This window comes from Paraburkholderia sp. CNPSo 3274, from assembly GCF_024206475.1.
In the GTDB taxonomy this organism is placed as follows: Bacteria; Pseudomonadota; Gammaproteobacteria; order Burkholderiales; family Burkholderiaceae; genus Paraburkholderia.
This window is the reverse complement of record NZ_JAMBPR010000047.1, coordinates 15,501-27,860: the sequence shown is the minus strand read 5'-3', so window position 1 is coordinate 27,860 and position 12,360 is coordinate 15,501. Positions and strand designations below refer to the sequence as shown.

Sequence of the window (12,360 nt, the reverse complement as noted above, 5' to 3'; positions counted from 1 at the left end):
GGGGTGGCACAGGACCGCCCCGGTTCGCAAACTTAGAAGTAGTGCCTCAAGCCCAACCGGAATGATGCCTGGTGGCTAGTTGCGGAGGGGGTAAGCCCGTCCAGCGAGGCCACCGCGGGCTGGTTCAGGGAGTCCGTACCGCTGGCGCTCTGGTAGACCGCAACGCCGTAGATGACGGTGGCCTTGGACAACGCATAGCTGGCGCCCGCCGAATACTGGTTGTACGTAGCGCCGTTGTCGTAGTTGGCCCGGCTCAGGTGAGTGTAGTTATAGGAGGCGCCTAGCCGCAGTGCCGGGTTGACCTGATATTGAATATTAACTTCCGGACTGCTGAATATTGCCTCGCCGCTGTAGTGGTAGGGGTTCGGACCGGAGGTTTCCGTATCGCCGAGATTGTCGAAGCGGGTATAGGTATAGTTCACGCCCAGCGTGAAATTGCCGATGTTATACGTCGTGGCCGCGCCGAAGATCTCCATGGTGTGGGCCGATGCGAAGCCGGCATAGACTGGATTGTATTGTGGCGACGCGGGACTTCCGGCCGATCCCATATTGTTGCTCGTGACGCTCGCCGATGCATTCGGGTTAGTGCCGAAATACGAGAAGTTCGGATTACGCGCGTTCAGGTAGGCGCCGCCGAAAGCAAATGCGCCATTCTCGTAGTTCAGCCCCAGTGACCATAGCTGATTGCGCCCGGGCGCACCCGCGATGCCTCCAATGCTGTACAAGCCGCCAAACGTGAGGCCATTGAACTTCGGGCTCGTGTATTTGATGGCGTTGTTCACACGCCGCGAGTTGGCCAGATTGTCCAGATCGTCGGGGCGGGCTCCTATGACGCCGCCCAACTGGGCGGTGGCAGTGTAACTCTGTACGAAGTCACGCACGGAGTCGTACTGGCGGCCGAACGTCAAGGTGCCGGGACTACCGGAAAGCCCTACAAAGGCCTGGCGGCCGAACATCGCGCCGCCCTGGCCGAGCGTACCATTGTTGAAGTTCAGGCCCGATTCGACCTGAAACAGCGCTTTCCAACCGCCCCCCAGGTCCTCTACACCCTTCAATCCCCACCGGCTGCCGCTCAGTCCACCCAGGCCGCCGTCGAGCATGGCGAATTGCGAGCCGCCGCGGGGGGAGCCGTTAGTGGCCCGCGAAGTTTGCACACTGGTGGTGTAATTCACGCCTGCGTCAATCAAGCCATATAGCGTGACGCTGCTTTGAGCGCGCGCGACGCCCGTGAGTGCACACGTTCCCGCAACCGCAACAAGCATCTTCTTCATGACCTATCTCCGTTAGCCGGCACGCAACGCGTCTTGATGGGCGAAGTCGGGCCAATCGATATTTTTTATGCCGACCGCAAGCCTGATTCACGTAAAGCGACGGCTCAGACGGTCGACTACGTGATTGCGCTACTTGTCCAGGTCGCAACGCCTCGTGAGCAATAGACCGTTAGGGAGAGTTAATGCAATCGATTGCAAAATAAGGTGACGATATTTGCGCGTCAAGCTCTTTTTGCCGAGGGCCAGGCAAAAGGGCATGGGCATCATGGTGCGAATTCGCCTGGAGTGCGACGATCAAGGCATGTAGCCTGGGTGCTCGCTATATGAGGCCCTGACGCGATCGTGACTGCAAACGGCGTACTGATCGAACGGGGCGGTATGCCGATGCGTTTTCGCACGCCAATTATCACAATCGATTGCGGAAAATTTGTATCGACCTATTTATAATGTAGCCTTGGCCGTGACACGAGCGATCCGTTCGGGGAGGCGCGTGCCGTCCTGAAGTCATTGGCCACGGTGAGGTCGTGATTGATCGAGACCTTCTATGTGAAAAGCGAAAAGGTAGAGCTGTCGTGAAAACAAAGACGTCTCAAGCAGGCAATAACCGGCGAACTGTGACGATGAAGCAGGTCGCGGAGCTGGCTGGTGTGCACGTTTCGACAGTCTCGCGCGCCTTCAATCCAGAGACGCGCTCGATGGTGGTGCCCGAGTCGGTCGCACGCGTTATGAAGGCAGCCGAGGAACTGGGATACCGGCTCGACCCGGTTGCGGCCAGCCTTCGAACCGGTCGCTCCAAGCTTGTCGGCATTCTGGTTCCGGATATCGCAACCAATGTTTTCACGCCGATTCTGACCGGGGCGACCGAGCGTCTTTCCGAGCATGGCTATTCCGTTATCGTTGCCTATGTCGGAAGCGACAGCAACAAGCAGCTCGATCTGGCCCAGGGATTGATCGCCCGGCGCGTGGACGGGCTCATTCTGGCGACGGCGAGCCGCGACGATCCGCTGGTGTCGTTCTGTATCGAGCGGGGTGTCCCGAGCGTGCTGGTCAATCGTGCAGAGAAGGACACGAGGCTATCCGGGGTGGTGTCGGACGAGCTGCTCGGCGCACAGCTCGCAGTTGACCACCTGGTCGAACTGGGGCACAGCCACATCGCCCATCTTGGCGGACCGCGCGAACATTCCACTGGTTATTTGCGGCATCGCGGCTTTATCCACGCCATATCCGCCAATGGTCTCGATGCCGCCGCGGCCCCCTGCGAGTTCGCCGATACCTATACGCGCGAACAGGGCGCAGCAGTGGCACGGCGGCTATTGAGGGCGCGTCCGGATATCACCGCAATCGTCGCCGCGAATGACTTGCTGGCCCTCGGTGCGTACGATGCCATCCGCGAATCCGGATTGAATTGTCCTCGAGATATTTCAGTCGTCGGGCATAACGACATGCCGCTTGTCGACCTGGTCGAGCCGCCGCTGACGACGATCCGCATCAGTCACAGGGAGATGGGGCGCCAGGCTGCGGACCTGCTCGAGCAAGCCATCGAAGCGATCGATCATCCACCCCGCAACGTGGTATTGCCTCCGAAGCTCATCGTGCGCGGCTCGACAGTTGCGCCCCGCAAGGGCGCCGCACGGAAGCCGGCGAAGGCTTCTGCGTCGAGAAAAAAATAGCTGTCCATTTCGAATTAGATCCAGGCGCTGGACGGCTGGCGCTGAAAACAGCGTGAACCCCGGGTTGTGAGGAATCGCATCAGGGACCGGCGCCGCTGCCAGCCCCTGTAGTGCCACCGGCCAGCTTCATTGAACATCCAGCGGGGGCGCCCATGCCATGGATGCGCGCGCTTCGTTGAGGTACTGCCTGTCGACGCAGGGCCTGCGCGGTCGAGTGACTGGCGCTGTCGCGTGTGCATCCCGAATGCGCATGACCAGGGCGAGCCCGGCGTCTTCAATTTCCATATCCCGGATCAAGCCGTGCGTGGGGTGAACGAGGTCGTCGAGCACGGCGCGCGCATCGGCGTCGGAAAGCTCCGGAAACTGGGCGCGCAGCAATGCACGGCAAGCCGCCGCATTGGCAGGGTCGAAAATCCAGTTCAATGCTTCCCTGTACGCAAGAATAAAGCCGATCAACCGCGCCCGGTTCGCGCTGGCCCATGACTCGCGCACCACACCGACCGTGCCGAGATAGTCCGGAAAGAGCGCCGCGCTCGTGGCCAGCGTTCTGAATCCTTGCCGCTCGGCGAGCCTTTCGAACGGCGTTCGCACCAGGGTTGCGGCGTACTTGCCGGCCACCAGTGCACGATATCGATTGCCAGTGCCGCCAGCAGCATCGAACTTGACGCCATCGGCGGCAATATCGTTGAGCGATAGAATCTCGCGCAAGACAAAAGCGAAGCCGGTCGTCAGGGCGTCGACGGCCAGCGTCTTGCCACTCAACTCGCGCACCGACGTCAGGCCTGGGCGTGCGACGAGCGACAGGAAGCCGTGATCTCCGCCCATGAACGCGACCAGATCGGGAGCGCTGCCATCCGCGGTTTCCCCATGACCATCCGTGTACGCAAAAACGTTGTCCACACTGGCGAACGCAATATGCGCGTCGCCCGCGTTCATCCTGTTGATCATGTCGATCGAGCCTTTCACGTACTCGAAGCTCGTGGTCAGGCCATATTTCTCGAACAGGCGCTGGTCTTCGGCAACCCAAAACGGCAGGTTGAACGCACCTTCAAAGCCGAGAATCTTTAGTGTAGCCAGACTGGTGTGCAATCGCATCCCCTTGAGTTTTGCAATCGATTGCATATTAAAATAGGGTTCGTTTTTTTGTCAAGATTCGAGCGCACGCAGCGTTTGTCATCATCGTTGAGGCAAAAAGTGCGAGATGCGAGTGACAGCGTTTCAAGTGGATCTCTGCGAGCGGCTTTGATAGTGGCGCTTCCGTTGCTATTTTGCAATCGATTGTATAGGAGATGAGACGTGGCCAGACCGGTGCAGTGCAGCAGGATCGTGACTGACTTCGGGCGCGCCCTGACCGACGATGGGTTCGAGCGGGGACTGGACTTCATCCGGCGGGTCGGGCTGACCTGCACGGCCAGTCATAACGAGGTGGTGCTGCTGGCCGACGTGCTTGGGCTTTCGACGCTGGTGAAGGTGTTGAACAAGCTACGCGACGCTCATTTCGCAGATCTTCGCCGACGACGCAGAGTATCTGGATTCAGACGTTGTATTTGGCGTGACGCGCGATCTGGTCCGCGAGTTTGAACGCCATGAGGCAGGCACGGGACCGCATCCGCAAACGCAGGAGCCGTATTGCACGCTGGAATGCGCTTTCGTTCTTGGGTAGGGCGTCTCCACTGATCCGACGCCGCCCATCAAATGACCGAGTTAGACGACATGCCCAACAACATGCTTGAAGGTAAGGTCGCCGTGGTGATCGGCAGCAGCGGTGGAATCGGAAAAGCTACGGCGAGCTGGCTGGCTTCGTCTGGCGCGCGTCGCTGTAGAAACACCGATCTCAAGGCCGCCGAGGAGATCGCGAGGCGACTCCCGGGCGAAGGGCACATGGCGCCCCTGGCGTCGATTGCCGACAGCGCGACATTGGTCGCGCTAGCGCAAAGCGTTCGCGGCCGGTATGGAAAGGCCGATATCCTGATGAACACGGCAGGCTTTACCAAGCCAGTCAGCCACGCAGACTTGGATGCGCTGACCGACGAGTTGGTCGATGAAATGTTCAAGGTGAACTGGCGCGGGCAATTCGCTGCGCTCCGTGCGTTCAGGGAACTTCTTGTCGCGTCGGGCGATGGTCTCGTTGTCAACGTGTCGTCCATTGCCGTCACCACGGGTGTTGGCAGCAATATCGCGTACTGCGCCGCCAAAGCCGGGCTCGACATCATGGGGCACCTCGCGCGGGATCTGATCGCTGAAGGCGTGCTGAATGGTGCGGGGCTCTGGACCTTCGTGACGGGGGTTAAATACGGCTCCTGCGCGTCGCCGCAAACCCTGCTCCATGCGCGAGTCTGCTGCCGAGCGGGGCCACATGGGCGGCGTTCGGCGTAGGCCGTTTCGAGGCGAAGGCAGGGGCAACGTTTGCTCATCCCGCCAAGCTACCAGCCGTCGCTCTGGACGCGTGACACACTTCAGCCTCCGGAGGTTGGAGTGAATAAAGCTTAAGGTTGTCAACATTTGCAATAAGGCATAAGTGCTCCAAAGGCCTCAACTTATGCCTTGTTTACCAAATTGCGAACGCAGCGAAATCCCGCATAAACATACTGATAACGCGGCTGAAACCAGTTGCGGAACGTTGGCCGCAACATGCATTGGGCGGTGCGCGGCGAGCCGCCTTTCATCGCGTAGTGCTGACCGTCGAAGAAGTTTGCCGAATACCCCTCGTAGAACGGAAACGCCTTGAAACCCGGCAGCGGACCGAAGAGCGTGGAGGTCCATTCCCAGCCGTTGCCGTACAGGCCTTGTACGCCCCACGTGCTGGCGCTGTCCGGTGTGGCGTCGACAGCCACCGGGTTCCAGTCGCGGAAATCGAAGTTGTCGGTGCGGGCGGGCAGCGCGCCGTGCGCCGCGCGCTGCCACTGCGCCTCGCTTGGCAGCGCCGTGCCGCGCCAGCGCGCAAAGGCGCTGGCTTCGGCGTGGCTCACATACACGGGCCATGCAAGCGGCAATGCGATGTCTTCGAACATCGTGCGCAGTGTCCAGCCTTCGGCGCCGCGCGACCAGAACACGGGGTGTGCTACGTGCGCGCCTTCCTTCCAGGTCCAGTCCACGTCGTTCCAGAGTTCGCGCTTGCGGTAGCCGCCGTCCTCGATAAATTCGAGAAACGCGCCGTTCGTCACCATGTAGCGGTCGATCTCGAAGGCCGGTACGTCGACTTGCTGCTCGCCGAACTCGTTGTCCCAGCCGAACAGGCCACGCTCGGCGGTCATGCCGAGCTCCGTGCGGCCGGCGGGCACCTGCACCGTTTCGGCCGCGACCGTATAGAGCGGGTCGGTGCGCACGCCCGTTGCGGCGGGCGACTGCTTTTGTTCGAACGGCAGCTGGTGGAGCATGTAGGCGAGCGTTTCGACATGCATGAGCCGATGTTCGATCGCGACGTTCAGCAACTGCCCTGGTGTGTCGTGATTTGAGGCGTCGGGCGGCAGGTCGAGCGTGGAGAGCTGCGCGTCGATGCGGCTGCGTACGTCGCGTCCGTAGGCCAGGACTTCGGCGAGGTCGGGCCAGTCGGCGGGCACGTCGGTCGGGAGACCGCCATCGACAGGATCGATGCCGAACGCGAACAGCTGGTCGAGGCGCGCATCGGCGGAGGGCAGGTCGAACAGGCGCTTGTCGAAGAGGTTGCGGTCAAATGCTTCCAGATGACCGATATAGAACACGATACGGTGCCGCTCGCGAATGGGCCGCTCGTACAGAAACTCGGGCTTGACGACGTTGAAGAGCGCGTCGCTGGCGGTGCGCGCCGCTTCAAGACGGGCTGCGAGCGTGGGGGATTGCGGGAGATGCATTTCGGCGATTCTCCTTGGGTGGGCGTAGTACGAAACTTTAACCCTGCGCAGGAGTTGTGCCAACGGAGTTGCCGCGCCAGCGAGACGCGGCGCGGGCAGCCCGGGTGGGCCGCCCGCCCGGGGGTGCCGCGAATTACAGATGCCGCAGACCTTCGAGATCGATGATGCGGATCAGCTTGCCCTGTGCGTCGATCAGGCCGCGCTTTTGAAATCTCGACAGGGTGCGGCTCACCGTTTCGAGCGTCATGCCGAGATAGCTGCCCATGTCCTCACGCGTCATGCGCAGGTTGAACTCGGCATGCGAATATCCGCGCTGGCCGTTGCGTTCGGAGATGTCCAGCAGGAACGCGGCGACGCGTTCGTCGGCGGAGAGCGAGCCGAGCACCATCATTTGCGACGATTCGCGGATGAGCTGCTCGCTCATGAGGCGGAGCAGCCGGTCTTGCATGGCGCCGGTTTCGCGGCACAAATGCTTGAGGGCCGAGTAGGGAATGAGGCAGACCGAGCTGTCTTCGAGCGCCACGGCGCTGCAGGTGTGGAAGCCGGTGCTGATGCCGTCGAGGCCGAGCGGATCGCCGGCCAGACGCAGGCCGGTGACCTGCTCGCGGCCGTCGCGGTGCGCCATGACCGTCTTGAGCGAGCCGGAACGCGCGACGTAGAGATTGTCGAATGCGTCGCCGGCGCGATACACGGCTTCGCCGCGCCGCACACTGCGCGCGGAGCAAATCAGTGCTTCGAGTTTTGGCAGGTCGTCGAGCGTGAGGCCCTGGGGCATGCACAGGTGCCGCATGGCGCAAACCGAACAGCGCGTGGACATGCGCGGTGCCGCCACGGGTGTGCGATTGCTGCGGCGCACGGTGGTATGAGAAACGACGGTATGGTTCAGCATCGACAATGCTCCTTTGATCTCTGTCCAGGCATTGTCTACCGGGGTCGAATCTCAGATTAGTGGCAAAGCGCCGCGCATTTAAGATGAATCGTTTTGAGCCTTGTCAGAAGCCGCTCACGCGGCGTCTGACGGCGCGCAAGCGACTTTCCAGTTGCACGCAAAACTGCGTGCACTCAAGCGACTACTATTCGGCGTTTCCGGCGGCCGACGGGATGAGGAGGACAGGCAACGTGGACTGCCGCACGCAGCGTTCGGCAACGCTGCCGAGGATGAGGCGCTGGAAGCCCCGGCGGCCGTGCGTGCCCATCACGATCAGGTCGGCACCCGCGGTCTTCGCGGCGTTGAGCACGAGCGTCGGCACGTCGTCCAGCGAGGAGGCTTCGCCCGTGAGCATGGCGCCTTGCACGCCACGCTCGCCCATCGCCTTGTTCATTTCTTCCGCGAGTTCGTTGCCCTGCGCGATCATCTGGTTGCGCAGGATCGACGGGTCGTAGCCGGGCGCGTCGAAATACATGGGTGTGTTCTCGATCACGTAATACGGCTGCAGCGTCGCGCCCATTGCCTTCGCCAGGTCGAGCGCGGCTTCGAAGGCTCGGCGCGACGTGGTGCTGCCGTCGACGGCGACAAGGATGCGTTGGTACATAGGACCTCCTCTTTGAGTGGGATCGAGAATCGCGCGGCCTCGGGCGATGCGGTGACGAGGCTGGCGCGGGTGTCGTGACTGGCGAGAAGCTTAATGGATCGCAAGTAAAGACGCAGTCGGACTGTATGAAATGTGGAAGGAGCAAGAAGGAAGATCAAGTGGGTTGCGTCGGAATACCGCAGCGCCGCCTGGTTTTCGTTTGCTATGTCGTTATGTTGCACGCGCACCGGCATACCGTTATCGTTGCCTCTTTTTCGCTCCGCGCAGTCTTCCCCTCCCGTGAAACCTTCCTCCGCTCACCTGCCGTTTCGCGACGCGCTGCTGGCCATGCTCGGCATCGGCCTCGTCAACATGCTCGTCGCACTCGATCAAACCGTCGTCAGCACCGCTTTACCCTCGATTGTCGCCGAACTGCACGGATTCGAGTTCTACGCGTGGATCGCGAGCGCCTACCTGCTGGCCTCGGTCGTGACGGTGCCCGTATTCGGCCGGCTCGGCGACTACTTTGGCCGCAAGCGCTTCGTGATCGCCGCGGTGATCGTATTTACGGTGGCCTCCGCGCTGTGCGGGCTCGCGACCGACATGCGTTTTCTTGCAGCGGCGCGCGCGCTGCAGGGCGTTGGAGGCGGGATGATGGTGGGTACGGCGTTCGCCTCGATTCCCGACCTCTTTCCCGACCCGCGTGCGCGGGTGCGCTGGCAGGTCGTCATGGCGGCCGCCTACGGCATCGGCACGGCAGCGGGGCCTTCACTGGGCGGCTGGCTCAGCGAGCACTTTGGCTGGCGCTCGACCTTTCTCGTCAATCTGCCGGTTGGCGCGCTTGCACTTTATTTCATCTGGGCCCATCTGCCGCGCTACCAGCCGGGGCGTACCGGCGAGGTGCGCATCGACTGGACGGGTGCCGCGCTCGTTGCACTGGTGCTGGGCGGTTTCCAGACTCTGATCGAGGCGGTGCCCAAGAGCGGCTTGACGACTGGCAACGCCGTGCTCGCGCTGGCGGTAGTCGCCGGCGTGGCGGCGCTGCTGACCTGCGAGCGCCGCGCGACGCACCCGATCCTCCCGCTCGACCTCTTTCGCGACCCGCAACTCGTCACCCTGTTTACGCTCTCGACGCTTTCGGGCTTCGTGATGTTCTCGCTGATCTTTTTCGCTCCGCTGCTGCTGCAGGGCGGTTTCGGGCTGTCGCCCCAGGAAGCGGGCCTGCTTGCCACGCCGATCGCGGCCTGTATCGCGCTAGGCAGCCTGATCAATACGCGCGTCGTGATCCGGCTACGTAAGCCCACGACGATTCTCACGGTCGGCTTCAGCCTGCTGGTCGCGGCTTCCGCCGGTCTTGCCTTCGCGTCCCGGCACACGGCGCACCTCTGGCTCGAACTGGCGATGTCGGCAGTGGGCATCGGGCTCGGCTTCATCCTGAACAATCTGAATATTTTCGGCCAGGAGATTGCCGGGCGGGAGCGTTTCGGCATCACGACCGCCTTGCTGCAATCCACGCGCATGGTGGGCGGGATGCTCGGCACCAGCGTCGTGGCGACCATCGTCAACCATCGCTACGCGGCCGGCGTGGGGGACGCGCTGGCGGTAATCGGCGCGCCGCTGCAGCAGCGCTGGCAACCCCAGCTGGCCGATCCGCGCGTGCTGATCGACCCGTCGTTGCGCGAGGGCCTCGTCGCGCAGATGAAGGCGGCGGGGCTCGACGGCGCGGCGCTGATCGATGCGGTGCGCCACGTACTGGTGGATGCGATCCACCTGGGAATCGGGCTGACGGGCTGCGCGGCGCTCGCGGCGGCCCTGTGCGTGGGGCGGATTTCCCACATTCGATTCAGCCGCAGCGCCTCGGCGGCGCAGAAAAGCGACGAAGCGCGAGCCGACGAGGTCAAGGCCGATTAGGGTCGGCCGCGTTCGGGTGCAGGCTGGGCGCAGGTTTATTCGTTATATTTGTCTGATAAAAACAACAGCCAGGCTGAGCGAGAAAGGCCGGAGCACCCAGCCAGTGCGCATCTGTCCCTCCGCGGCGTCACCCTCAGGCGGCATGGGCCAACTCCCCGAACAGCGCGTGGTGCGTTTGCTGGCTCATCGCGATTTCCAGCGCGACGGCATTCTCCACGCCAATGCGCATCGGCGCGCCAAGCCGCGTCAGCTCGATGCCCGTCCGGCGCAGCAGGCGCTCCATTGGCGTCGTGGTGACCGTCACATAGCTGTTGATGCCCGCGCGGTCGGCGAACGAGACGACCGCGCGCATCGCGCTCATGGTCACATCGGCGAAGCCGAATGCCTGATCGTTGCCCGATTCGATGGCGAAGCGGCTCAGTTCCCAGATGTTGCGAGCTGTAGGCGCAGCCTTGCCCTGCAGCAGTTGCGGGAAGGTGTCGCGCAACATGTTGGGGCCTTCGGTGGGCATCAGGCGCCAGCAGCCGCGCACGTGGCCCGCAGGGTCCTGAATCAGCATGTAATGGGGCCCGAGCGCGTCGTAGCCGTCGATTTCCATCCCCGCAATGGTGGGAATGTCCCAGCCCAGGCGATCGCGGAACACGCGCGCGCGCAGCCGGTACATCTCATTGATGTCCCCATTGTCGAAGTCCTGTCTCAGTCCGATCCGTATCGCAGCTTGCATGACAACTCTCCCGATTTGTGTGGAAGCGCGGCAGTACGGTTCGAAAGCTATGCGTTATGAATATAAAAAAACACCTATCTAGATAGGTAGGTGCGCAGATAGGGCCTCTTAAGGAGAATCACTTCCGCGGCAGTCACTCATCAGGCATATCTGACAGCGAGAGTCATCATGGAACTTATGGGCAATCAATGGCACTCGGGTGCGAATACCATTTCGTCCCCCGGGGATCTGTCTTCGGTCGTCGACCGCGTCCTGATCATTGCGTATCGGAAGAAGAAGAAAGAGAGCCAGCGCCGCTTCTGGGCGCGTTTCGGCGTGACGCAGTCGCGCGGCAGCCGGTTCGAGTCGGGCGCGGAGATTCCGCCGCCGGTGTCGATCCTGCTCGGGTTGTATTTCAACAAGACGATTTCGGACGGTGACCTTGGCCGTGCCGAGCGCGTGTTGCGCGGCGATGCACCGATGGTGCTTAGCCCGGGTCAATGAGACCCATCTGGGTCGCAATCACGGCTGCCGCTCGCCGTGAGTTCACGCCGAACTTCCCGCGAATGTTCTTCATGTGGAAGTTCACGACGGCTTCAGAGCAATTCAGGATGTGAGAAATTTCCCAAGTGGACTTGCCTAGGGCAGTCCACTTGAGGCATTCCTTTTCCCGTGGCGTGAGCTTGGGAATCAGCGACTGAACGTGGTCGTTCAGGTGCCGCTGGCTCGTGTCCAGCACGAGATCGCGCAGCAGCACGAGATTCGGCAACGCGCGGTTCACGTCGTCCCAGAAATTGTCCGTGGGATTTGCGTCGTTGACGAAGCAGAGCATGCCGATTTCCTGGCGCGGGCCATGGATCGGCAGGGTGATGCCTGCGCGCAGCCCGTACGAGCGTGCCTCTTCATACATCGATTGTTGCTGCTCGGTCGCGAAAAGCTCCGGCGACCAGATGAGCGGCGCCGAGCGCGTCGTGCAATGCGACACGGTAGGGTCGAAGTAGGCCATACCGTGGTCGTTGTACGTCTGCCGCCAGGCGGCCGAGTAGTTCGTACGGATGAACGCGTCCTCGAGCCTCATGCCCGGGCGCGGCAAGATAGCCAGCATGAGCTGGCTGAATCCCCACGAGCTGGCGAGCTTCGCCACCGCGTCGAACCACGCTGCCTCTTCGGGCGCGTCGAGCACGGGCGACATCTGCTCAATAAAATGTAGAGGCACGTTCAACACTCTCCATCGGCGCTGGGCGAGATCGCGGGGCAAGCCCACAGACACTCGCTCCTCGCTTCTTATGATGTAAGAATTTATCACTAAATTCCTATCTGATCCCCCCTCGTCTGCAATCCTCCCGCTTTGTGGGGTCATTTCTGTCAGATTTCGGTGACATCGGAGAGATTTCTGCGTCTCCTCAGCAAGTGCGCAGGACTGCATGAAAGTGCATGGCACCGGAGTTGAAATAAAGCCAGACC

The 12,360-nt window shown here is 61.9% G+C and carries 12 protein-coding genes; 5 read left to right on the top strand and 7 right to left on the bottom strand.

The window, feature by feature from the left end:
* Positions 1-32: 32 nt before the first annotated feature.
* Positions 33-1,271, bottom strand: a complete 1,239-nt coding sequence (locus tag M3I54_RS28035) for a porin (protein WP_254341915.1) — start codon at positions 1,269-1,271, stop codon at positions 33-35.
* A 620-nt stretch (positions 1,272-1,891) separates the two neighbouring features.
* Between M3I54_RS28035 and M3I54_RS28030 the strand changes: the two genes are divergently transcribed.
* Positions 1,892-2,941: a LacI family DNA-binding transcriptional regulator gene (locus M3I54_RS28030; RefSeq protein ID WP_254341914.1), complete on the top strand. Its 1,050-nt coding sequence runs from the start codon at positions 1,892-1,894 to the stop codon at positions 2,939-2,941.
* A gap of 126 nt (positions 2,942-3,067) precedes the next feature.
* On the opposite strand, the gene M3I54_RS28025 is transcribed toward M3I54_RS28030, so the two are convergent.
* Complete coding sequence (locus M3I54_RS28025; protein ID WP_254341913.1) at positions 3,068-4,063, bottom strand: ABC transporter substrate-binding protein; 996 nt, start codon at positions 4,061-4,063, stop codon at positions 3,068-3,070.
* Positions 4,064-4,237: 174 nt separating this feature from the next.
* On the opposite strand from M3I54_RS28025, the gene M3I54_RS45190 reads away from it, so the two are divergent.
* Both M3I54_RS45190 and M3I54_RS28015 read left to right on the top strand, forming a co-directional pair.
* Positions 4,238-4,522: a dioxygenase gene (locus M3I54_RS45190; protein WP_254341912.1), complete on the top strand. Its 285-nt coding sequence runs from the start codon at positions 4,238-4,240 to the stop codon at positions 4,520-4,522.
* A 132-nt stretch (positions 4,523-4,654) separates the two neighbouring features.
* The gene (locus M3I54_RS28015; RefSeq protein ID WP_254341911.1) at positions 4,655-5,317 is read left to right on the top strand and encodes an SDR family NAD(P)-dependent oxidoreductase; all 663 of its coding nucleotides are present in this window, start codon (positions 4,655-4,657) and stop codon (positions 5,315-5,317) included.
* Positions 5,318-5,478: 161 nt separating this feature from the next.
* Here M3I54_RS28015 and M3I54_RS28010 read toward each other — a convergent pair whose 3' ends face one another.
* The 3 genes from M3I54_RS28010 to M3I54_RS28000 form a co-directional block, all read right to left on the bottom strand.
* Positions 5,479-6,771, bottom strand: a complete 1,293-nt coding sequence (locus tag M3I54_RS28010) for an SUMF1/EgtB/PvdO family nonheme iron enzyme (RefSeq protein WP_254341910.1) — start codon at positions 6,769-6,771, stop codon at positions 5,479-5,481.
* Positions 6,772-6,904: 133 nt separating this feature from the next.
* Positions 6,905-7,660, bottom strand: coding sequence for a helix-turn-helix domain-containing protein (locus M3I54_RS28005; protein ID WP_254341909.1), 756 nt, complete (start codon positions 7,658-7,660; stop codon positions 6,905-6,907).
* Between the two features lie 184 nt (positions 7,661-7,844).
* Complete coding sequence (locus M3I54_RS28000; protein ID WP_254341908.1) at positions 7,845-8,303, bottom strand: universal stress protein; 459 nt, start codon at positions 8,301-8,303, stop codon at positions 7,845-7,847.
* A 327-nt stretch (positions 8,304-8,630) separates the two neighbouring features.
* Here M3I54_RS28000 and M3I54_RS27995 point away from each other — a divergent pair, with 327 nt between their 5' ends.
* The gene (locus M3I54_RS27995; protein WP_254341956.1) at positions 8,631-10,193 is read left to right on the top strand and encodes an MFS transporter; all 1,563 of its coding nucleotides are present in this window, start codon (positions 8,631-8,633) and stop codon (positions 10,191-10,193) included.
* 133 nt (positions 10,194-10,326) lie between these two features.
* Here M3I54_RS27995 and M3I54_RS27990 read toward each other — a convergent pair whose 3' ends face one another.
* Positions 10,327-10,917: an acyl-homoserine-lactone synthase gene (locus M3I54_RS27990; RefSeq protein ID WP_254341907.1), complete on the bottom strand. Its 591-nt coding sequence runs from the start codon at positions 10,915-10,917 to the stop codon at positions 10,327-10,329.
* 168 nt (positions 10,918-11,085) lie between these two features.
* Between M3I54_RS27990 and M3I54_RS27985 the strand changes: the two genes are divergently transcribed.
* Entirely contained in the window at positions 11,086-11,400 is a 315-nt protein-coding gene (locus tag M3I54_RS27985; RefSeq protein ID WP_375542218.1) for an XRE family transcriptional regulator, read from the top strand.
* Here the strand turns inward: M3I54_RS27985 and M3I54_RS27980 are convergent.
* The gene (locus M3I54_RS27980) at positions 11,384-12,088 is read right to left on the bottom strand and encodes a LuxR family transcriptional regulator (RefSeq protein WP_254341954.1); all 705 of its coding nucleotides are present in this window, start codon (positions 12,086-12,088) and stop codon (positions 11,384-11,386) included. The two genes, M3I54_RS27985 and M3I54_RS27980, sit on opposite strands and share 17 nt — an antisense overlap.
* Positions 12,089-12,360 lie beyond the last annotated feature (272 nt).

Bases quoted from the DNA above. Each gene is read 5' to 3' on its own strand.
- M3I54_RS27985 (WP_375542218.1), top strand. From the start codon at position 11,086: ATGGAACTTATGGGCAATCAATGGCACTCGGGTGCGAATACCATTTCG.
- M3I54_RS28000 (WP_254341908.1), bottom strand. From the start codon at position 8,303: ATGTACCAACGCATCCTTGTCGCCGTCGACGGCAGCACCACGTCGCGC.
- M3I54_RS27995 (WP_254341956.1), top strand. From the start codon at position 8,631: ATGCTCGGCATCGGCCTCGTCAACATGCTCGTCGCACTCGATCAAACC.
- M3I54_RS28010 (WP_254341910.1), bottom strand. From the start codon at position 6,771: ATGCATCTCCCGCAATCCCCCACGCTCGCAGCCCGTCTTGAAGCGGCG.
- M3I54_RS27980 (WP_254341954.1), bottom strand. From the start codon at position 12,088: ATGTCGCCCGTGCTCGACGCGCCCGAAGAGGCAGCGTGGTTCGACGCG.
- M3I54_RS28035 (WP_254341915.1), bottom strand. From the start codon at position 1,271: ATGAAGAAGATGCTTGTTGCGGTTGCGGGAACGTGTGCACTCACGGGC.
- M3I54_RS27990 (WP_254341907.1), bottom strand. From the start codon at position 10,917: ATGCAAGCTGCGATACGGATCGGACTGAGACAGGACTTCGACAATGGG.
- M3I54_RS28030 (WP_254341914.1), top strand. From the start codon at position 1,892: ATGAAGCAGGTCGCGGAGCTGGCTGGTGTGCACGTTTCGACAGTCTCG.
- M3I54_RS28005 (WP_254341909.1), bottom strand. From the start codon at position 7,660: ATGCTGAACCATACCGTCGTTTCTCATACCACCGTGCGCCGCAGCAAT.
- M3I54_RS28025 (WP_254341913.1), bottom strand. From the start codon at position 4,063: ATGCAATCGATTGCAAAACTCAAGGGGATGCGATTGCACACCAGTCTG.
- M3I54_RS28015 (WP_254341911.1), top strand. From the start codon at position 4,655: ATGCCCAACAACATGCTTGAAGGTAAGGTCGCCGTGGTGATCGGCAGC.